We start from the raw sequence: 20768 nt of genomic DNA, 5'->3' as shown, positions 1-20768 counted from the left end.
AAAAACTCCTTGAATAGGAGTTTTAATAATTAATTGCGTTCGTATATTTTATTATAAAGGTCAAGATACTTCTCTTTTACGACCCTACGCTTTAATTTCATAGTAGGAGTGAGGTGACCTTCATCTATGCTCCAAATATCAGGAGTAAGTTCAAAACGCTTCACGCGCTCCCACCTGCCAAAGCGCTCGTTGTAAAGATCTACTTCTTCCTGAATACGATCTTTTACTTCTTGCTTATTGATCAATTCATCATTAGACTTACCAAGATCAAGATTTTTGCGTTTTGCCCATTCCTGTACAAATTCAAAATTAGGCTGAATAAAAGCTGCCGGCATTTTCTCCCCTTCGCCTATAACCATGATCTGCTCTATAAAGCGGGATTGTTTCATGGTATTTTCTATAAGTTGTGGAGCTACATATTTACCCCCGCTGGTTTTAAACATTTCCTTTTTGCGGTCTGTTATGCGAAGAAAGCCTTCATTATCAACTTCACCTATGTCACCTGTGTGAAAATATCCATTCTCAAGAACCTCGTTTGTCTTTTCGTCGTCTTTATAGTAACCAAGCATTACCTGCGGACCTTTAACTAATATCTCACCATCTTCAGCTATTTTAATTTCAGTCTCGGGGATAGGTTTTCCTACTGTACCAATTTTAAAACCGTGATTACGCATATCATTTACTGAAATTACCGGAGAGGTTTCAGTGAGGCCGTAACCTTCCATCACAGCGATATTTGCCGCATTGTACACACGAGCTAGCCTGGGTTGCAGAGCAGCACTTCCTGAAGCGATAACTTTTAAATTGCCGCCAAGTGCTTCCTGCCATTTACTGAATATTAATTTTCGCGCTAAAGCGAGTTTCTTTTCATACCACCAGCCATTTGCACCATAAGGCTCGTAGGCCAAACCTAGTTCTACTGCCCAGAAAAATAATTTTTTCTTAATGCCTTTTTGTTCGGTTCCTTTTGCTATGATCTTGTCGTAAACTTTCTCAAGAAGACGTGGCACGGCGGTCATAACCTCGGGTTTTACTTCTTTAAGGTTTTCACTTATTGTATCTAAAGATTCTGCAAAATAGATCGACACTCCGCTATATTGATACAAGTAGATAAGCATGCGTTCATAAACATGACAAACCGGTAAAAAACTTAACGCCTTACCTCCTGATTCTATAGGAAACCGGGTACAGCTGTTTAGAACATTACTTACCAGGTTCTTATGGCTTAACATAACTCCCTTGGGTCTCCCTGTAGTACCAGAAGTATAGATGAGTGTAGCAAGGTCATCTTCTTTCACAATAGCTTTAAGAGCTTCTACTTCTTCCTGTGTTGAGAGGTCTGCGCCTAATTTTTTTACTTCTTCCCAGCTTGTACAACCTGGTATATCGTTAAAACAATACACATCTTTTAGTAATGGAAGATTCCCTTTTATGGCATTGACTTTTTTCAGTACATCTTCATCAGAGACGAAACAGTAGATTGCACCACTATGATTAAGCACATATTCATATTCTTCTTCAGAGATAGTGGGATATACAGGAACATTTTGCGCACCAAGCTGCATAATGCCAATATCCATAATATTCCACTCTGTGCGGTTATTAGTAGATATCAGGGCGATTTTATCATTAGGTTTTACCCCCAGTTTTAAAAGTCCGCGACTTATGGCATTTGCCTGATCAAGGTATGATTGAGTAGAAGTGGCTGTCCAGGTACCATTATATTTGGTAACCAGGGCTTTTTCCAGATTGTACTTCTCTAATTGATGATACGGGAAGTCAAAGAGGCGTTTAATTTCCATGCGCTGTTGCTATAATTGGTTCGCAAATTATAAAAAATGCAGGCTATATTCTATTATTTTATTAAAATTAAACCTAATTGACTAAGGTTATGGTAATTTGTTTTTGTTTTAAGAGGCTCCTTCGGTAAAAAGGATTTGACTATTTAAGGGTTTAACCAGAGCTCTACCTTTTAGTGAATAATATTTATTTTAAATTGATTTACAAAATTACATTGGAAGTTATCTGTTGACATTCTTATTTTTTACTCCTGCTCTTCAATCCACTTTCTCGCATTTTCAAAAGCTTCCAGCCAGGGGCTTACCTCATCCTTTCGTCCTTTAGGATAATTTGCCCAGTTCCATTGAAAAATTGAGCGCTCGATGTGTGGCATAGTAACCAGATGACGCCCGGTTTTATCACTCATCATTGCTGTGTTGTATGCCGAATTATTCGGGTTTGCGGGATAACTGTCAAAACCATATTTAGCGACAATCTTGTAATTTTCTTCGCTTAGCGGAAGGTGGAATTTACCTTCCCCATGTGAGATCCAAACGCCTAAAGTCGCACCTGCCAAAGTAGATAGCATAACTGAATCATTTTCTGCAATCGTCACACTGGTAAAACCGCTTTCATGCTTGTGCGAATCGTTATGCAGCATTTTTGGTTTTTCATCATGTTCAGGATAAAGTAAATCAAGTTCTGCAAAAAGCTGACAACCATTACAAATCCCAACCGAAAGAGTATCAGGACGAGCAAAGAAATTTTTCAAAGCAGTATTTGCTTTTTCATTATACAGAAAAGCACCTGCCCAACCCTTGGCTGAACCTAGCACATCAGAATTTGAAAAACCACCCACAGCACCAATAAACTGAATATCTTCTAGGGTTTCCCTACCTGAAATTAAATCGGTCATGTGTACGTCTTTTACATCAAAACCAGCCAGGAACATAGCGTTTGCCATCTCACGTTCAGAATTACTTCCTTTTTCGCGTAAAATCGCAGCTTTTGGGCGCGATTTTAGACCTTCTAAGGCAGGTTTTTTACCGGTAAAATGAGTGGGGAAATCGAATTTTAAAGCCTGCTGGGCGAAATTTTCAAAACGAGCTGTAGCCAGATTATTGGCAGTTTGTTTTTGATCCAGCAAATAGGAAGTTCTAAACCACTTTTGACGCAGCGATGGAATATTTAAACCAACCTCAATACTGTCTTTTTTGATTTCCAGAATTTCTCCTGAAGTAACGGTTCCTATTTTAAAGAATTCTATTTGCTCTTGGTTCAGAAATTCTTCCACATTGCTATTGACTGCTGCCTGAAAAACTATTCCGGCATTTTCGGCAAATAGAATTTTGATCAGGTCTTTTTCGCTAAAAGCGGAAAGGTCAAAAGAAGCACTCAAATCTGGTTCTGCGAAACACGTTTCAAGCAGCGTAGTGATCAAACCACCGGAAGCCACATCGTGCCCGGCAACAATTTTATCTTCTTTAATCAACTTTTGAATAGTGTCAAACGCTTTCGCGAAAGCTGCATTGTTTTTAATACCTGGGGCCGAAGTTCCTATTTTATCGAGTGTTTGCGCAAATGAGGAACCGCCCAATTTAAATTCATCTTGTGAAAAGTTGATGTAATAAATCGCACCTTCTTCTTTTTGTAGAACGGGCTCTATCACCTGATTGATATTGCTGCAATTTCCGGCCGCCGAAATTATCACAGTTCCCGGAGCGATTACCTCACCATCGGGATATTTTTGTTTCATCGAAAGCGAATCTTTTCCGGTAGGCACGTTGATTCCCAGCTCAATCGCAAACTCTGAAACCGCTTGAACCGCTTCATATAGACGCGCATCTTCCCCGGGATTGTTACACGGCCACATCCAGTTTGCAGAAAGGGAAACCGATTTCAAACCTTTCTCAAGTGGGGCCCAAATGATATTGGTCAAAGCTTCGGCGATAGAGTTTTTACTTCCCGCAACGGGATCTATAAGTCCGCTGATGGGCGAGTGGCCTATGGAAGTCGCAATACCCAGCGTACTTTTATAATCGAGTGCCATCACGCCGCAATTGTTAAGCGGCAGTTGAAGACTTCCCGCACATTGTTGCTTGGCAACGCGGCCGCCTACGCAACGGTCAACTTTATTGGTTAGCCAGTCTTTGCAGGCTACAGCTTCAAGCCGTAATACGTTTTCCAGATACTCATGAAAATCGGCCAAATTATACTCAAAATCAGCATATTTTCGATCGATTTTGGAGTCGTTCATTACCGTTTGTGGCGAACTCCCAAACATATCGTGCAGATCAAGATCCATAGGAGAATCACCGCTGCTCGCCGATTTAAACGTAAAGCGATGATCGCCGGTCACGTCACCTACTTCATACATAGGCGAGCGCTCACGATCTGCAATACGTTTAAGCGTTGCTATACTTTTATCGTCAATCACAAGTCCCATGCGTTCCTGTGATTCGTTCCCTATAATTTCTTTGGCCGAAAGGGTAGGATCGCCCACGGGCAGTTTATCAAGATCTATTTTTCCGCCGGTTTCTTCTACGAGTTCCGAAAGGCAATTTAAATGGCCTCCGGCACCGTGATCGTGAATAGAAACGATGGGATTATGATCGCTCTCTACCATCCCCCGGATTGCATTTGCGGCGCGTTTTTGCATTTCAGGATTTGAGCGCTGTATCGCGTTGAGTTCTATACCAGAACTAAATGCGCCGGTATCTGCCGAAGAAACGGCAGCGCCACCCATCCCGATGCGGTAATTATCACCACCTAAAATGACGATTTTATCCCCGGTTTTGGGACTGTCTTTTAAAGCCTGGTCTTTCTTGCCATAACCTATTCCGCCGGCTTGCATGATCACTTTGTCGTAACCTAATCTGCGACCGTCGGTTTCATTTTCAAAAGTCAAAACAGAACCGGCGATAAGTGGTTGCCCAAATTTATTTCCAAAATCTGAAGCTCCGTTTGAAGCTTTTATCAAAATATCAATTGGCGTTTGATATAACCATTTCCGGGCTGGCATTCCCTGTTCCCATGGTTTTTCTTCTTCTAATCGGGAATAAGCTGTCATATAAACTGCGGTTCCGGCAAGTGGCAACGAACCTTTCCCACCTGCAAGACGATCGCGTATTTCTCCTCCTGCACCGGTAGCGGCGCCGTTAAAAGGTTCGACTGTGGTGGGGAAGTTGTGGGTTTCCGCTTTAAGCGAAAGCACACTTTCAAATTCTTTTTCTTCGTAATAATCGGGTTTATCCGCCGACTTTGGGGCAAATTGAGTGACTTTTGGTCCGCTAACAAATGCTACGTTGTCTTTATAAGCCGAAACAATTTCATTGGGATTTTCTTCTGAAGTTTTACGGATCATCTTAAAGAGCGAAGAAGGCATTTCTTCCCCATCGATGATAAATTTCCCGTTGAAAATCTTGTGGCGGCAATGTTCAGAATTCACCTGACTGAAACCAAAAACTTCAGAGTCGGTAAGTTTTCTGCCTATTCGTTCAGAAACGGCATTTAAGTAAGCAACTTCTTCCGCGTTAAGCGAAAGTCCTTCCTTTTCATTATAGGCATGAATATCTTCTATATGCAGAATTTTTTCCGGCTCAATATTTATATAGAAAATTTCCTGATCGAGTTTCGCATATTTCTGCGAAAGCATGGGGTCAAACCCATCGTCATCTTTCGCGGAAGCGGTAAATTCTTCAATGCGCACAATACCTTCAATGCCCATATTTTGGGTAATCTCAACCGCATTGGTACTCCAGGGAGTTATCATTGTGGCACGCGGACCAATAAAAAAAGCGTCAATAATAGACGCTTGTAGTTTAGGTTGGTCGCCAAAAAGCCAGGTTAACTTTTTTTCATCTTCCTGAGAAAGATTTTCCTGGGTTTGAACGGCGTATATTTTTAAATCCTGAGAACCGAAAAAATGAATCATAAAGGGTGTCGCTATTGAAGTCGCAAATTTAATGATTTCTACTGAAAAATTAATTAACGAGCAGCTTTACTGTTTTGCTTTTTTGCTGAGATTGTAATGAAATAAAATACAAACCTGTCTTGTAAGAGCTTAGATCAAGAGATGTTTGGTATTTATAGGTGTCAAGAACTTTACCGGTGACATCATAAATGATGATGCTTTCTGGTTGTGCTGTGGTATTTATTTCTACAAAATGATGTGCGGGATTGGGATATAGCGAAAAGGTAATTGTTTCAGTATCAAAAATACCTAAATTGTCCCAGCGGTCTTGCGCTTCAGGACCACCCCAGATCTCTGTTGCCAGATGTGGATTGTCTATAAACGGATTACGGTTGCCCTGTGCGTATGTTGCATCGCTGTCGTGATAGGTATTTCTTTGATCTTCTACTGCAGATGGAAGGTCTTCTGCATTCCATTCTAAAAGTAAATCGACCATATCAGGATCTTCTGCATTGGTTGTTCCTACGGCTACGTTTGTGGGTAGACAGCGTGTGCCGTAACGCAGATACATATACATGAGCATTCTGGCTACATCACCTTTCCATTCATCACCGGGATACCAATTTGTGCCTACAGTGCCAGAATTTCCGGTACCGTCAGCAAATTTTCTGTTACCTCTATTGGCGTTGCGTTGTACGTCGCTGGGGCGTAAATGATGCGCATCAGAACCGGGACCTTCGTTTCCTAAATTAGGTGTTCCTAAAGATTTAGCGTAGGTATGTTCTCTGTTCCAATCTCCATTATCACCACCATTTCTGTTTTTATCTCTCGTTCTGTCATTTGTTGGGTCTTGATCAGTTTGATCTTCATAGCCGTAAAGCAGAAGAACTTCATCAGGATTTTCGGGGTCAACATCTGTAACTTTATCTGCTTCCCAGATTCCCGGAGTGTATGTAAGAAAATGGGTGTGCGTTTCTGTGATTTTAGTCGCCAGTTCTTGCTTTAAAGCAGCACCACTTTTTGAAAGATCTACGTCATCATAGTATGGCTGCTGCGCCAAAATAGATAACGGAAGGAAAATTAAAAGGAGTAGAAGTCTTACCATGCGAGAAGTTTTAGGACAGTGAAATTTTATTTTTTAGATAAAAGAGCCATAAAGAAACCATCATATCCAGACTCACTTGAAAGTACAACTTTTTGTTGATCAAGACTAAACTCTTTTCCTTCTTCTGAAGTTAAAAATTCTTTAACCTGTGCCTGATTTTCTGAAGGAAGAATAGAACAGGTAGCGTAAACCAGTTTTCCGCCAGATTTAACCATTTTTGAGTAGGAGCGAAGTAGTTCTTGTTGTTTAACTTTTATGCTTTCTACAAAATCCGGTTGTAGTTTCCATTTAGCATCTGGATTTCTGCTTAACACACCAAGACCTGTACATGGCGCATCAATAAGGACACGATCTGCCGAGTTATATAATTTTTTAATGACCTTAGTAGAGTCTATTGTTCTGGTCTCAATATTAAAAGCTCCGGCACGACGCGCACGTCTTTTAAGTTCTTTTAATTTATTGCCAAAAATATCCAGAGCTATAATCTGCCCTTTGTTATCCATCATAGCGGCAAGATGTAGCGATTTACCACCGGCACCTGCACAAGTATCAATAACACGCATTCCCGGTTCAACCTGAAGTAATGGGGCTACAAGTTGTGATGATGCATCCTGAACTTCAAAAAAACCTTCTTTAAAAGCAGTGGTTGTGAAAACATTCCCACGTTCTTTAAGTTGAATAGCGTCTTTATATCCTTTTATAGATTCTGTTTCAAAACCTTCTTCTGCAAGAGATTTTTGCAGTGCGCCTACGTCAGTTTTTAAACGGTTAACACGAAGAACCACCGGTGCTTGTTGATTAAGAGCAGCGATTTCTGCATCCCACTTTTTACCCAATTCTTTTTCACCTAATTCATCTAACCAGTCTGGTATAGATTCTCTGTATTTCCTTGTTTGTGAAAGTTCATCAAATTTCCCTTTTATGCGCCGGGTAGGTGTTTGTTCTATTTGTGGCCAATCTGGTAGTGTTATTCCGCGTAAGGTAGCCCAGACAGCAAATAACCTCCAGATATCTTTGCGCTCAAATGGCTCACCAACTTCTGCAATGCCTGCATATAGGCGTTTCCATCGTACAATATCGTAAATAGTTTCAGCAACAAAACTACGGTCTCTCGATCCCCAGCGTTTGTCTCTTTTAAGTTGTTTTTCTACCGTTTTACTGGCATAACTTCCCTCGTTAAATATTTCTAACAAGCCATCAACTACGGCGAAAACGAGATTACGGTGTAAGCGCATGAATTTGGTTTTAAAATGGCTGCAAAGGTACGGGTTTGTAGGTGAATAGTTTTATATTCACGCAAAATAAAGAATATGTACAGGCTTATCGTTTTTATGGGATTCTTGCTGCTGGCAAGTTGTCAAGAAAAACCCACTAAAGAAGAGAATAAATTTTTCACAGATGTTGAAATAACAACAATTTATGAGGATACGGTGAGTATAAGAACCCTTGAGATAATGGATGGCGGCAGCCTCGCATTTGCAGGTACTGATGGAAAGTTTGGTCTTTATAATCCAGCAACAAAGGTCTGGAATACCAATACACTTTATAAAGATAGTATAGCACCGGCTTTTAGAGCCACTGCACATACACAAACAGATTTTTATATGTTGAGTATTGAAAACCCTGCTTTGTTGTATAAAACAGGAGACTCAGGAAGGATGGAACTTGTTTATGAAGAGGAAAACGAAAAGATCTTTTATGATGCGATGAAATTCTGGAATGATAAAGAAGGAATAGCAATAGGAGATCCTACATCAGATTGTTTATCAATTATAATTACTCGCGATGGTGGCAAAAGCTGGAAGAAATTAGATTGCAATGAATTGCCTCAAATTAAGGAAGGCGAAGCCGCATTTGCTGCAAGTAACACAAATATTGCGACTGCCGGGAATAAAGCCTGGATAATTACGGGTGGAGGTACTTCAAGAGTTTATTTCACTCCTGATAAGGGCAAAAACTGGGAAGTATTTAATACACCTTTAGTGAAGGATAAAGCTACTTTTGGCGGCTATTCGATCGATTTTTATGATAAAATGACCGGTTTTATAATTGGTGGCGATTATACAGATCCAGAAAATAATACCGGTAATAAAGCCATCACTCAGGATGGCGGTAAAACGTGGACGCTGGTTGCAGATGGTAATGAACCGGGATATAAGAGCTGTGTGCAATTTGTGCCAAACAGTGGGGGAGAGCAGCTTGTAGCTTCCGGCTTTACCGGAATTGACTATAGCAAAGACAGCGGCGAGACATGGACCAATTTAAGCAAGGAGGGATTCTATGCTTTTAGATTTCTCAATGACAGTACGGCTTATGCAGCGGGTAAGAACCGAATTGCAAGATTAGATTTTAGTAGAAACTAATCTTCTTCTGTACCGTTCTTATTTTTTCTCTTTTTATACTCTTCAAAAAGCTTTTGACCAAACTGGCGTTCTACCTCAGGTAAAAAAACAATTTTAGAAGCAGGCAGTTTTTTAACGAGGTCGTCCATAAGACGTTTTTCCAGAGAATGACGCTCATTAAGCACGGTATTATATTCTTCTATTAGTTCTTTGCTATCATCTTCAGATAGTTTGTTCTTGACACCATCGCTGTTATATTTTTCATGAAAGAGACGTCTTTCGCGTTTACGCAGATCGTGCATTTTAGAATCATACGAATTGTAAATGGGCCAGAATTTTTCGGCCTCAGCCGGAGTAAGTTCAAGTTCTTCTGTGATAAAAGATACCTTTAACGCTTTAATACGCTCATATTTATCTTTATCCTGACTATAGGTCGTCATCGCTGTTAGAAAGAAAATGATGAGAATTATATTTTTCATAGGTTGTTTAAATCAAATAAATTATTGATCAGTAATGTCGTCTTCTATAATTGTATTGTCTAGATATTCAAAAATTAAATCGTCTGATACTGATGACTTATCTATAAAGGAGCTGGAAGCCTCAATCTCGTTAAGATCCTGATTAGAAATATAATCCTGAATACCGTCTTCACTTAAATATTCTTCCATAGAAGTAAATGTGAGGTCATCAAAATTTGAAATACGTCTACCGGGAATTATAACCAGAAGTGCTACAACCAATAAGGCAGCAATACTCATGACTATGCCAATTGCTATGCTCTTTTCTAAAGTGAATATCTTATTCTTTGGTTTTAGGCGAGCATTAATTTGTGTATCCAGGTTATCAAAATAGCCGTCTGGGATAGTAAAACCACCCTGATCTTTTTTAAGAATAGTTTGCAAAAGAATTTCTTCTTTCAAATTTTTCTCAAAATCGTCAAAATATCCTGAGGGAACTTGGTACCCCTCCTTTTTAATATTTTTCCAGCTTTCTTTCATTAATCTATAGACTTCTTTTTATAGTAAAGGTTTAATTATTAAGAACATGTTGCGTTATTTTTTTTACGGCATGATGATAACTGGCTTTTAGAGCACCTTCTGAAGTATCTAAAATTTTAGCAATCTCGTTATACTGTAAGTCATCGTAGTATTTCATGATGAAGACTTGCTTTTGCTTAGGCGGTAATTGATTAATGGCTTCCTGAAGTTTAAGCTGCGCAGCATCACCATCAAAATATGGATCGCTTGTCAGGTTGCTTACTAAACTCTGCTGCAGGCTTTCGTTACTTAACTTAAGTGTTTTTGCTCTTTTGTTGAGAAAGGTAATGGTTTCATTAGTCGCTATTCTATAAAGCCATGTATACACCTGACTCTCTCCTTTAAAATTACCTAAATTCTTATAAACCTTTATAAACGTATTTTGTAACACATCGTCTGTATCGTCATGAGAAATGACCATTCTGCGTATGTGCCAATAGAGTTTCTCCTTATAATCTCTTATAAGGTCTTCAAAAACTAATTCATCAGGTTTTTTGCTGGTCAATTGCACAATATTGAATTTGTGATGGCCACAAGTTTGACATTATTTATTAGAAACGGTTTAAAAGGCGCTTCTTATTTTAACATTACAACGTAATAGTAAATATAATTATCGTTTAAATACATAAATTAGCGATTAATTACACAAAATATTTGGTTGGTAATAGAAAAGCCCATATATTTGCTTCAATAAAAATAACCAATGACCTTTTACCCCAAATCATTAGGTCAAGGATATAAGAAATACAATCCTTTTTTGTCCCAAATCGAAAAAAGATCGTTTTTAAAATAAACCCAAGTCTTAATTGACTCAACTACAACAAATTTGTATTACCGCCCCAAGATGCAAAGATTAAACAAAGATGATGCGAAAGTATCATCTTTTGTTTTTTAAACCCCATTTATCTTTTCACTATCATTTTTTTAAAACACTTCATCCTTAAAAAGCGCATTGAGTAGAATTAATTAAAAACTTGTATTTTTTATTTAAATACTATAACGTTTTCGAATTGGGTATATTAACTTATTTTAACGTTTTGTGATACTATTTCATCTAATTTCCGATAAAGTGCACAATTTCACGATTAATTACACAAAAAACTTGTGAGGTTTAAAAATCCGTTTTATATTTGAACCATAATTAAAGTACTGGCCGTTTCATCCCAAATCAAACTGTCAGTCAATTACAACAAGAATAACAGAATACCTACCCCTAGTATTTTGTTTGGTAAACAAAAAGATGTTGCTCCCCTAGCAGCATCTTTTTTTATTTACAGCTGTAGCTAAAGTACTACAACTTATATTATTTGAATTTTTGTGATTTTTGAATCGTTAATCAAATGATTGCATTTCTACAAGCTTGCGATAAGTACCGCCTTTGGCTATTAGTTGGTCATGTTTACCTTGCTCAACAATTTCACCCTTTTGCATTACGACAATAAGGTCTGCGTTTTGTATTGTAGACAATCTGTGAGCAATCACAATAGAGGTACGATTCATCATCATATTCTCGAGAGCCTTTTGCACCAGACGTTCACTTTCTGTATCGAGAGCAGAGGTAGCCTCATCTAAAATCATGATTGGAGGATTCTTTAAAACTGCTCTGGCAATAGAGATACGTTGTTTTTGACCTCCACTCAATTTATTACCGCTATCGCCTATGTTTGTGTCTAAGCCAAGTGGAAGATCTTTTACAAACTCCCAGGCGTTAGCAATCTTTAAGGCATCAATTATTTCTTCTTCTCCTGAGTTGGGTTTACCTAATAACACATTATTACGGATGGTGTCATTAAATAATATAGAATCCTGGGTTACCAGCCCCAGAAGATCGCGCAGGGACTTTTTAGTAATATCCTTAATATTGTTACCATCTATCTCAATAGCACCTTCATTAACGTCGTAAAAGCGAGTAATTAAATTTGCGATGGTACTTTTGCCGCTACCGCTTTGCCCTACAAGAGCAACAGTTTTTCCTTTAGGTACGGTAACGCTAAAGTTCTTTAAAACATTTTCATCTTCGTATTTAAATGAAATATTCTCAATATTGATGCTATGAGAAAATTCTTTCTTGTCTAAAGCGTTCTCTTTATCAGTAATTGTTGACTGAGTGTTGATGACTTCCAGAATACGTTCTGCGGCAGCATCTCCTTTTTTTACACTGTAAGCTGCTTTACTTATCTGCTTTGCAGGGGTCAAAATCTGGTAAGAAAGCCCTAAAAACGCAATAAAGGTTGCGGCACCCAGAGATTGCTCAACAAGAACCATTTGACCACCAAACCACAGAATAACGACTATTACAAAAATACCCAGGAATTCACTCGTGGGTGAAGCCATATTTTGTCTGTTAATAAGGCTATTTAGAATATTCTTTAAACGTTCTGTAGAAGTTTGAAATTTTTCGCGAAAGCTGTTTTCTGCATTAAAACCTTTAATAATCTTTAAACTCGATAAGGTTTCTTCTACTATAGAAAGAAAGTGACCATTCTCTTCTTGTGCCTGGTTAGACTGTTTTTTTAGCGATTTCCCTATACGTGAAATGATAAAACCTGATATGGGCAGAAATACAAAAACAAAAAGGGTGAGCTTGGCGCTCATCATAAGCATAGCGATGATCGTAAAAATGATCGTGAGCGGTTCTCTAACTACCATTTCCAGAATAGAAAGAAAAGAGCGTTCTACCTCATTAACATCTGCTGTGATTCGTGAAATGGTATCACCTTTTCTCTTTTCTGAGAAATAGGCAACGGGTAGCTCAATAAGCTTATCATAAATGGCGTCGCGCACATCTCTCATCACACCATTACGCAAATAGGTAATAAAAAATGTTGCCAGGTAACCAAACAGGTTTTTAAGGAAGAAAAGAATTACTACGATTATGCAGATGAATACGAGTGCCGAAAGTTCATTATCTGCAACGCGCTCACTTACATTAAAGTAAAAATAATTAACGGCATAATCTTTAGCTCCTGCCCAGCCTTCCCAAACGGGAGCAGCTACCACGCGCTTGCTTTTATCAAAAAGGATCTCAATTACCGGGATAAGTGCCAGAAAAGAGAGTGTACTAAAAAGAGCATAAAGAATGTTGCAAAGAACGTTAAGTATCGCGTAGCGCTTATATGGCCTCGCAAACTGAAGGATTTGTTTAAAGTAATTCATAGAAAAAAATAAGCCCCGAAATTGACTTCAGGGCCGTTGTAGTATTTACAGACCTAGCTCTTTACGTATTCCGGCTATTCTGTCATTAAGCGTTTTATCTACCTTATCATATTTATCTAAAGAAGGTAATTCTTCATTAACGCTGATATAAAATTTAATTTTAGGTTCGGTACCACTTGGTCGTGCAGCAATGCGGCTACCTTTTTCTGTATGATATACAAGAACATTAGACTTTGGCATATCAATATCTGTAGAATTACCTGTTGCTACTTTTAGAGATTTAGCGTTTTGATAATCGTCTATTTGAATAACCTTCTCACCATTTATGCTTGTCATTGGGTTCTCTCTAAGATCTATCATGGTCTGTTTAATTTCTTCAGCTCCAGAAATACCTTTTTTTACCAGCGATGTAAGATCTTCTTTGTAGTAACCGTGTTTTACATACAGATCAAGGAGTAATTCATAAAATGAAGAACCATTTGCCTTAGCCCAAGTTGCAATTTCGCAAGCGAGAAGGGTAGAGGTAACAGCATCTTTATCTCTTACAAAATCACCTACCATATAACCAAAACTTTCCTCGCCACCGCCAATGAAATGCTGGGCAGGAAAATCTTTTATCATCTTAGCGATCCATTTAAAACCTGTAAGACCAAGTTTGCATTCTACGCCATATGATTTAGCCAGAACCTCCATCATAGGAGTTGAAACTATAGTTGAAGCGATAAATTCATTGTTCTTATGAGCATTTGCCCCAAAGTAGTTCTTTAACAAGAAATCTGTCATGACGATCATGGTTTGATTTCCATTAAGAAGCAACATTTCTCCCTCATTATTGCGTACTGCAATACCTAATCTATCGCAGTCAGGATCTGTACCTATTACAATATCTGCATTAGTTTTCTCTGCAAGCTCCATTGCCATTTTTAAGGCTTCAGGTTCTTCAGGGTTAGGAGATTTTACTGTAGGGAAATTGCCATTAGGCTCACGCTGTTCTTCAACAATATGTACATTGTTGTAGCCTGCTTTTTCTAATACGTCTGGTACTAAAGTGACAGAAGTACCATGAAGCGGAGTAAACACGATTGTAAGATCATCTCGCTTTCCATTCAACTGCGAAAAGCTTCCATTCTTTAAAGATGCATTTATAAATGCTTCATCAACATCTTTATCAATATAAGTGATCAAATCTTCTTTAGCCGAAAAGTTGATCTCAGAATATTGAAGATTTTCAATCACATTAATAATCTCACTATCCTGAGGTGGCACTAATTGACCACCATCTTGCCAGTATACTTTGTAACCGTTATATTCTGGTGGGTTGTGACTTGCTGTAAGTACAATACCACAATGACAATTAAGATGCTTTACAGCGAAACTTAACTCAGGGGTGGGGCGCAGGCTGCTGAATAAGTATACTTGTATACCATTTGCAGAAAAAACATCTGCCACAACCTTTGCAAGCTCTTTACTATTATTACGGCAGTCATATGCAATTGCCGTTTTAATATCTTCATCAGGAAAAGCCTGCTTAAGATATTTAGCCAGTCCTTGTGTATTTTTACCTAAAGTATATTTGTTTATTCGGTTAGTACCTAAACCCATTACGCCGCGCATACCGCCGGTGCCAAATTCCAGGTTCTTATAAAAACTTTCTTTAACGCCTTCAGGATCATTTGCGATCATGTCTTTTATTTTTTCCTGTGTTTTCTGGTCAAAATCAGGAGTAAGCCATGCGTTTACTTTATCAAGTATTTCGGGTTCTATATATATCATAACGTTGGTTTAGTTTGTAAAAATACGTTTTTAACTATTAGTTTAAAACAGTCTAAAATCCCTTTTTTGAGCTAATTAAGTACCGTTGTTTTTCATGCTTAGATCGCAAAATCAATTCGCCCAGAAAGCCTGCAATAAAGAGTTGTACGCCTATTACCATACTTACAAGAGCCAGATAAAATTGAGGGCGGGCAGTGATAAGACGTCCTCGCGGATTTATAAAAATCTTGTCTATACCCAGATAACCGGCAAAGGCAAAACCTATAATAAACATGATAAAACCAAGCGCACCAAAGAGGTGCATAGGGCGTCTTGCAAAATAAGTTATAAACCAGATCGTGATTAGATCTAGAAGACCTTTAATAAAGCGGTCTGCGCCAAATTTTGTTTCACCGTACTTACGCGCCTGATGCTTAACAGGTTTTTCTGTAATATTATAAAAACCTGCATTTTTTGCCAGAAGTGGGATGTATCTGTGCATCTCGCCATAGACATCTATATTTTTTACTACTTCTAGACGATACGCTTTGAGACCACAATTAAAATCATGTAATTTTAAACCACTTGTTTTACGAGCGGCCGCATTAAATAACTTTGAAGGTAGATTTTTTGTGAGTACAGAGTCATATCTTTTCTTTTTCCATCCTGAAACAACATCATGACCACCGTTCACTATGAGATAGTACAGTTCTGGAATTTCATCAGGGCTGTCCTGCAGATCTGCATCCATAGTGATTACAACATCTCCAGAAACAGCAGCAAAACCGGCGTTTAACGCTTGACTTTTGCCATAATTTCTATTAAACTTTATGCCCTTTACCTCGTGATGGGTTTTAATAAGTTGAGTAATAGTTTCCCAGGACCCGTCTGTACTACCATCGTCTATAAATAGAATTTCATATGAAAAACCACTGGATTGCATAACATCTGCAATCCAGTGGTGTAATTCTGTAAGTGATTCTTTTTCGTTAAGTAAAGGTATAACTACCGATAGTTGCATAAAAGCTTATTCTTGATACGGATTCTCACGCTTAAATATTAAACCTGAAAAAAGAGAGTATATAAAGCCAAAAAAGATGCTAAGCAGGATGAAAAAAGCGCCTCCTAATAATGGATTGCTCATTTTCTTTGCAATGGCCATACCGGTCTCTATTTGATCTTCTGTCATATTAGGATTTTGCTTTACCATATTCTCACGGGCAACGTCTAACATGGTGTCTGCAAAGTCTGGTTCTATTATGTACGCAAAAATAGCATTATAGATTGCATAAACAAGTCCGCTAATTGCAGCAATTGCGAGACCTACTTTTATTGCTTGTCCCAAAGTTAGAAAGCCACCATTTTTAGAGCGATAAGTATAGATACTATAACCTATAAAAAGTGGAAAGATAAGATAGAACAGGTACATAGGCCATTGCTTCCCTTCATAGAGCATACCTGTAACATACATGATCACAACTATAACAATAAGTATGGCACCAAGAACAACGCCATTAGGCAAAGCAAATTTTGCGGTAGGATATTGATTTGTCATTTTAAGAAAATTTTGGTTAGGCTAGTTAGTTAACAAAAATACTAAAACGTTACAGATGTATTCTAATTGATTTTCTATATGAATAAATTAATTTTTATATTTGTCGCTTGTTATATAAGTTTTTATTTCTAAATTTGCACCTCAAAAATTGAGCGGATTTAAAGCATAGCACGATGAAAAAAGACATACATCCAGAAAATTATAGAATAGTAGCATTTAAAGACATGTCAAATGAAGAAGTATTTTTGGCGAAGTCAACTGCTAATACTAGAGAAACTATTGAAGTAGAAGGAGCGGAGTATCCGTTAATTAAACTTGAGATATCCAGAACATCTCATCCTTTCTATACCGGTAAATCTAAACTAGTAGATACCGCTGGTCGTATTGATAAGTTCAAGAACAAATACAAGAAATTTGCTAAATAAGCATCTTTCTTAAGATATAGAAAAAGCCTTTGCGATTGCAAAGGCTTTTTTAGTTTATAAAACTTAGGTTAGATTATTTCTTTCCAAACATAGACTGCATAATTCTATTTATCCCCTTAAAACCAAGAAAAATCGCCATAGCAGCGGCAAAAATCCCGAGTATAAGAACGGCTAAATAAAGAGGATGTTCCTTGTTCTTAAATGCCTGATAGATAATGCCGGGTCCTAAAAACATAAAGAATAGCGACATCGCCATCGTGCGCACTCCCTTTGCCAGTAGTTCTTTGTTAGTGCCCATGTTTGTAAATTTTGATAGCATTTCTCACGCTGCCGTGTTTTTTAAGTAAAATACGAGCCTCACTTTCTTCTATATGCAGAGCTTCCATTAGCATTTGAGCGCCACGACCTACTAATTTGTGATTGCTTAATTGCATATCTACCATTTTATTGCCCTGCACACGACCTAGTTTGATCATTGCCGTAGTAGAAATCATATTTAAAACGAGTTTTTGCGCTGTTCCTGCTTTCATGCGGCTGCTGCCTGTTACAAACTCTGGCCCTACAACTACTTCTATAGGATATTTCGCTTCAAGCGAAAGCGGGCTCCCTGCATTGCACGTGATACAACCGGTTGGAATTCCTTGTTCATTACACGCTTTTAAAGCACTAATAACATACGGTGTTGTTCCCGAAGCTGCGATGCCTATCACAAAATCGTTAGAGCCTATATTGTGCTCAAGCAGATCCTGCCAACCTTGGTCTTCGCTATCTTCGGCAAATTCTACAGCTTTTCTAATCGCTTTATCGCCTCCCGCAATAAGACCTACAACTTTGTCATGTGGTACTCCAAATGTAGGCGGGCATTCTGAAGCATCTACAACCCCCAATCTACCGCTGGTTCCTGCTCCCATATAAAACAGACGGCCGCCATTTTCCAGCTGATTTATGACCTTTTTTACCAGATTTTCGATCTGTGGGAGCGATTTTTCAACCGCATCAGGTACGGTTTTGTCCTCCTTATTAATATTTGAAAGTAATTCATGTACACCCATTTCTTCTAAATGGTCATACTTTGATGTCTCTTCTGTAGTTCTGGTAAAAGCCATATGTAAAATTACAGATTTGTAAATAGATATTTATATAGTTGTAAAAAGAAGCCCCGCTAATTTAGCAGGGCTTTACAATTTATTCTGAATTAGATTTAATTCATTATCGCATTAAAAGTTGCGCTTGGTCTCATTGCCGCGCTTGCTTTTTCCTGGTCTGGGAAATAATATCCACCCAGATCAACTGCTGATCCCTGAGCCTGTATAAGTTCTTCTTGTATTTTCTTAGAGTTTGTTTCCAGTTCGCTAGCCATTTCTGCAAAATGAACCTGAAGTTCTTTGTCTTTCTCCTGTTTGGCTAAAGCCTGAGCCCAGTATAGAGCTAAGAAAAAGTGGCTACCTCTGTTGTCAATCTCATTCACTTCGCGTGATGGTGATTTTTTATTGTCAAGAAATTTAATAGTTGCCTCGTCAAGAGTTTCAGCCAGGATAAGCGCTTTAGGGTTATTATTCTTTTCTCCTGCGTGTTCTAATGAAACAGAAAGTGCTAAAAATTCACCTAGAGAATCCCATCTTAAATGACCTTCTTCTACAAACTGTTGTACGTGTTTAGGAGCAGAGCCACCGGCACCGGTTTCAAAAAGACCACCACCATTCATTAATGGTACAATAGAAAGCATTTTTGCGCTGGTACCAACTTCAAGAATAGGGAAGAGGTCTGTATTGTAATCACGCAAAACATTCCCGGTAACAGAGATTGTATCTTCACCAGCTTTCATTCTCTTTAAGGTGAAGCGCGTTGCTTCAATAGGAGACATAATCTGTATGTCAAGCCCTTCTGTATTGTGATCTTTAAGATAAAGATTTACTTTTTTTATAAGCTCAGCATCGTGTGCTCGTTCTTTATCAAGCCAAAATATTGTAGGTATACCTGTTGCACGCGCACGATTTACGGCAAGTTTTACCCAGTCCTGAACAGGTGCATCTTTTGTCTGGCACATTCTCCAGATATCTCCTGCGTCAACATTATGCTCTAATAGCACGTTGCCAGAGGCATCTTTTACCTGAACTTTACCGCTTGCAGGAATTTCAAAGGTTTTATCGTGAGAACCATATTCTTCAGCTTTTTTAGCCATTAGTCCTACGTTAGGAACAGTACCCATTGTAGTGGGGTCAAAAGCGCCATTTTCTTTGCAAAAATCGATCGTTTCCTGGTAAATACCGGCGTAACTGCTGTCTGGAATAACAGCTTTTGTATCCTGAGATTTATTATCTGCATTCCACATCTGGCCGCTGTTACGTATCATAGCCGGCATAGAAGCATCTATAATAACATCGCTTGGTACGTGTAAATTTGTAATACCTTTATCTGAATTTACCATTGCAAGGTCAGGACGCTCTTCAAGTGTTTTTAAGATATCACTTTCTACTTCAGAACGTTCTGCTTCTGGTAATTCATTTATACTTGAAAACAAATTTGCAAGTCCGTTTTTAGCATCAAATCCTACAGAGGCTAGTTTATCACCGTGTTTTTGAAAAACGTCTTCAAAGAAAACTTTTACAGCATGGCCAAAAATGATAGGGTCTGAAACTTTCATCATTGTGGCTTTAAGGTGAATTGAAAATAGAACACCTTTCGCTTTAGCATCTTCAATTTGTTCTTTTAAGAACTCAAGCAATGCTTTTTTGCTCATTACTGTGGCGTCTATAACTTCGCCGGCCAGTAATGGTAAATTTTCTTTTAATGTAGTTGTATTGCCAGCGTCATCTGTAAGCTCGATAGTTACCGCATTTGCATCAGCCAGAGTCACAGATTTCTCATTAGCTCTAAAGTCACCATGTTGCATAGTAGCTACATGTGACTTGCTGTCTTTTTCCCAAGCTCCCATACTGTGAGGATTCTTGCGTGCATATTCTTTTACGGGTTTAGGCGCGCGACGATCTGAATTACCCTCGCGAAGGACAGGGTTTACTGCGCTACCTAAAACTTTAGCAAAGCGTGCTTTTAATGCTTTTTCTTCTTCAGTCTTTGGTTCTTCCGGATAGTCTGGAATAGCAAAACCTTTAGCCTGAAGTTCTTTTATAGCAGCTATTAACTGTGGTACAGATGCGCTAATGTTAGGTAATTTAATAATATTAGCTTCCGGCTTTTTGACAAGCTCACCTAGTTCTGCAAGTGCATCGGCTTGTTTTTGATCTTCGTTAAGGTAATCTGGAAAAGTAGCAAGTAATCTTGCTGCCAGAGAAATATCTTTTGTTTCGAATTCTATGTTTGCAACTTTCGCAAATTTTTGAACGATGGGAAGAAAAGATTGGGTTGCCAGGGCCGGAGCCTCATCGGTTTTAGTATAAACTATTTTAGACGTGGTTAAAGACATATATATTACAATGTTATTATAATCGTGAATAGTTAAGGTTGAGTGCAAAGCACAAATCTATTCAGGGTTATAAATAGCTCAACAATTTATTGAAATGATTAAATTTTTGTTTGCAAATATAGGATTTTACGCCTGTTTTTAACACTCTATAGTGTGTTAATGCAGGTTAAAAGGAAGTAATAATTTAGCCGTTTATCGATAAGTACATGTATTTGGCAATTTTTGACATAAAAAAAGCCATATCATTGTACAAAGTACCTTGACATGGCTTCTAATGAAT

At 38.3% G+C, this 20768-nt stretch carries 16 protein-coding genes; 2 read left to right on the top strand and 14 right to left on the bottom strand.

Annotation, left to right across the window (positions count from 1 at the left end; translation table 11 throughout):
- Nucleotides 1-29: 29 nt before the first annotated feature.
- The 4 genes from ACH3O9_RS00150 to ACH3O9_RS00135 form a co-directional block, all read right to left on the bottom strand.
- A complete protein-coding gene (locus ACH3O9_RS00150) occupies nucleotides 30-1802 on the bottom strand; it encodes an AMP-dependent synthetase/ligase (protein ID WP_416443159.1) in 1773 nt (590 codons plus the stop codon).
- A gap of 242 nt (nucleotides 1803-2044) precedes the next feature.
- Complete coding sequence (purL, locus tag ACH3O9_RS00145; RefSeq protein WP_416443157.1) at nucleotides 2045-5713, bottom strand: phosphoribosylformylglycinamidine synthase; 3669 nt, start codon at nucleotides 5711-5713, stop codon at nucleotides 2045-2047.
- Between the two features lie 49 nt (nucleotides 5714-5762).
- Entirely contained in the window at nucleotides 5763-6797 is a 1035-nt protein-coding gene (locus tag ACH3O9_RS00140; protein ID WP_416443155.1) for an endonuclease, read from the bottom strand.
- 26 nt (nucleotides 6798-6823) lie between these two features.
- Nucleotides 6824-8032 (bottom strand): RsmB/NOP family class I SAM-dependent RNA methyltransferase, encoded by a 1209-nt coding sequence (locus tag ACH3O9_RS00135; protein WP_416443153.1) that lies wholly within the window; start codon nucleotides 8030-8032, stop codon nucleotides 6824-6826.
- Between the two features lie 75 nt (nucleotides 8033-8107).
- Here ACH3O9_RS00135 and ACH3O9_RS00130 point away from each other — a divergent pair, with 75 nt between their 5' ends.
- Nucleotides 8108-9160, top strand: a complete 1053-nt coding sequence (locus ACH3O9_RS00130) for a WD40/YVTN/BNR-like repeat-containing protein (RefSeq protein ID WP_416443152.1) — start codon at nucleotides 8108-8110, stop codon at nucleotides 9158-9160.
- Here ACH3O9_RS00130 and ACH3O9_RS00125 read toward each other — a convergent pair.
- The 7 genes from ACH3O9_RS00125 to ACH3O9_RS00095 all read right to left on the bottom strand — a co-directional run bounded on the left by ACH3O9_RS00125 (nucleotide 9157) and on the right by ACH3O9_RS00095 (nucleotide 16639).
- Nucleotides 9157-9618, bottom strand: a complete 462-nt coding sequence (locus tag ACH3O9_RS00125; RefSeq protein ID WP_416443151.1) for a sensor of ECF-type sigma factor — start codon at nucleotides 9616-9618, stop codon at nucleotides 9157-9159. The two genes, ACH3O9_RS00130 and ACH3O9_RS00125, sit on opposite strands and share 4 nt — an antisense overlap.
- A gap of 21 nt (nucleotides 9619-9639) precedes the next feature.
- Entirely contained in the window at nucleotides 9640-10137 is a 498-nt protein-coding gene (locus tag ACH3O9_RS00120) for a hypothetical protein (protein ID WP_416443149.1), read from the bottom strand.
- A gap of 31 nt (nucleotides 10138-10168) precedes the next feature.
- A complete protein-coding gene (locus ACH3O9_RS00115; protein ID WP_416443147.1) occupies nucleotides 10169-10687 on the bottom strand; it encodes an RNA polymerase sigma factor in 519 nt (172 codons plus the stop codon).
- Between the two features lie 821 nt (nucleotides 10688-11508).
- Nucleotides 11509-13332 carry an ABC transporter ATP-binding protein gene (locus ACH3O9_RS00110; protein ID WP_416443145.1) on the bottom strand — a complete coding sequence of 608 codons (1824 nt, stop codon included), beginning with the start codon at nucleotides 13330-13332 and terminating at the stop codon, nucleotides 11509-11511.
- Nucleotides 13333-13377: 45 nt separating this feature from the next.
- Nucleotides 13378-15105 carry a phospho-sugar mutase gene (locus ACH3O9_RS00105; RefSeq protein WP_416443143.1) on the bottom strand — a complete coding sequence of 576 codons (1728 nt, stop codon included), beginning with the start codon at nucleotides 15103-15105 and terminating at the stop codon, nucleotides 13378-13380.
- 52 nt (nucleotides 15106-15157) lie between these two features.
- Nucleotides 15158-16105, bottom strand: coding sequence for a glycosyltransferase family 2 protein (locus ACH3O9_RS00100; RefSeq protein WP_416443141.1), 948 nt, complete (start codon nucleotides 16103-16105; stop codon nucleotides 15158-15160).
- Between the two features lie 6 nt (nucleotides 16106-16111).
- Entirely contained in the window at nucleotides 16112-16639 is a 528-nt protein-coding gene (locus ACH3O9_RS00095) for a DUF4199 domain-containing protein (RefSeq protein WP_416443139.1), read from the bottom strand.
- A gap of 173 nt (nucleotides 16640-16812) precedes the next feature.
- Between ACH3O9_RS00095 and ACH3O9_RS00090 the strand changes: the two genes are divergently transcribed.
- A complete protein-coding gene (locus ACH3O9_RS00090) occupies nucleotides 16813-17064 on the top strand; it encodes a type B 50S ribosomal protein L31 (protein WP_416443137.1) in 252 nt (83 codons plus the stop codon).
- Between the two features lie 73 nt (nucleotides 17065-17137).
- Here the strand turns inward: ACH3O9_RS00090 and ACH3O9_RS00085 are convergent, their stop codons facing one another.
- From ACH3O9_RS00085 to ACH3O9_RS00075, 3 genes are all read right to left on the bottom strand, one after another.
- Nucleotides 17138-17362: a DUF6095 family protein gene (locus tag ACH3O9_RS00085; RefSeq protein ID WP_416443135.1), complete on the bottom strand. Its 225-nt coding sequence runs from the start codon at nucleotides 17360-17362 to the stop codon at nucleotides 17138-17140.
- Entirely contained in the window at nucleotides 17352-18170 is an 819-nt protein-coding gene (gene murQ / locus ACH3O9_RS00080; RefSeq protein WP_416443133.1) for an N-acetylmuramic acid 6-phosphate etherase, read from the bottom strand. Before murQ ends, ACH3O9_RS00085 begins: the two co-directional genes overlap by 11 nt.
- Nucleotides 18171-18265: 95 nt before the next feature.
- Entirely contained in the window at nucleotides 18266-20488 is a 2223-nt protein-coding gene (locus tag ACH3O9_RS00075; protein WP_416443131.1) for an NADP-dependent isocitrate dehydrogenase, read from the bottom strand.
- Nucleotides 20489-20768 lie beyond the last annotated feature (280 nt).

This window comes from Leeuwenhoekiella sp. A16 (genome assembly GCF_047946675.1).
Classification (GTDB): domain Bacteria; phylum Bacteroidota; class Bacteroidia; order Flavobacteriales; family Flavobacteriaceae; genus Leeuwenhoekiella.
The sequence above is the reverse complement of the archived record's forward strand: the minus strand, read 5'-3'. Positions and strand labels throughout refer to the sequence as shown.

Excerpts from the sequence above, each read along its gene's own strand:
- ACH3O9_RS00150 (WP_416443159.1), bottom strand. The coding sequence starts at position 1,802 with ATGGAAATTAAACGCCTCTTTGACTTCCCGTATCATCAATTAGAGAAG.
- purL (WP_416443157.1), bottom strand. The coding sequence starts at position 5,713 with ATGATTCATTTTTTCGGTTCTCAGGATTTAAAAATATACGCCGTTCAA.
- ACH3O9_RS00140 (WP_416443155.1), bottom strand. The coding sequence starts at position 6,797 with ATGGTAAGACTTCTACTCCTTTTAATTTTCCTTCCGTTATCTATTTTG.
- ACH3O9_RS00135 (WP_416443153.1), bottom strand. The coding sequence starts at position 8,032 with ATGCGCTTACACCGTAATCTCGTTTTCGCCGTAGTTGATGGCTTGTTA.
- ACH3O9_RS00130 (WP_416443152.1), top strand. The coding sequence starts at position 8,108 with ATGTACAGGCTTATCGTTTTTATGGGATTCTTGCTGCTGGCAAGTTGT.
- ACH3O9_RS00125 (WP_416443151.1), bottom strand. The coding sequence starts at position 9,618 with ATGAAAAATATAATTCTCATCATTTTCTTTCTAACAGCGATGACGACC.
- ACH3O9_RS00120 (WP_416443149.1), bottom strand. The coding sequence starts at position 10,137 with ATGAAAGAAAGCTGGAAAAATATTAAAAAGGAGGGGTACCAAGTTCCC.
- ACH3O9_RS00110 (WP_416443145.1), bottom strand. The coding sequence starts at position 13,332 with ATGAATTACTTTAAACAAATCCTTCAGTTTGCGAGGCCATATAAGCGC.
- ACH3O9_RS00105 (WP_416443143.1), bottom strand. The coding sequence starts at position 15,105 with ATGATATATATAGAACCCGAAATACTTGATAAAGTAAACGCATGGCTT.
- ACH3O9_RS00100 (WP_416443141.1), bottom strand. The coding sequence starts at position 16,105 with ATGCAACTATCGGTAGTTATACCTTTACTTAACGAAAAAGAATCACTT.
- ACH3O9_RS00095 (WP_416443139.1), bottom strand. The coding sequence starts at position 16,639 with ATGACAAATCAATATCCTACCGCAAAATTTGCTTTGCCTAATGGCGTT.
- ACH3O9_RS00090 (WP_416443137.1), top strand. The coding sequence starts at position 16,813 with ATGAAAAAAGACATACATCCAGAAAATTATAGAATAGTAGCATTTAAA.
- ACH3O9_RS00085 (WP_416443135.1), bottom strand. The coding sequence starts at position 17,362 with ATGGGCACTAACAAAGAACTACTGGCAAAGGGAGTGCGCACGATGGCG.
- murQ (WP_416443133.1), bottom strand. The coding sequence starts at position 18,170 with ATGGCTTTTACCAGAACTACAGAAGAGACATCAAAGTATGACCATTTA.
- ACH3O9_RS00075 (WP_416443131.1), bottom strand. The coding sequence starts at position 20,488 with ATGTCTTTAACCACGTCTAAAATAGTTTATACTAAAACCGATGAGGCT.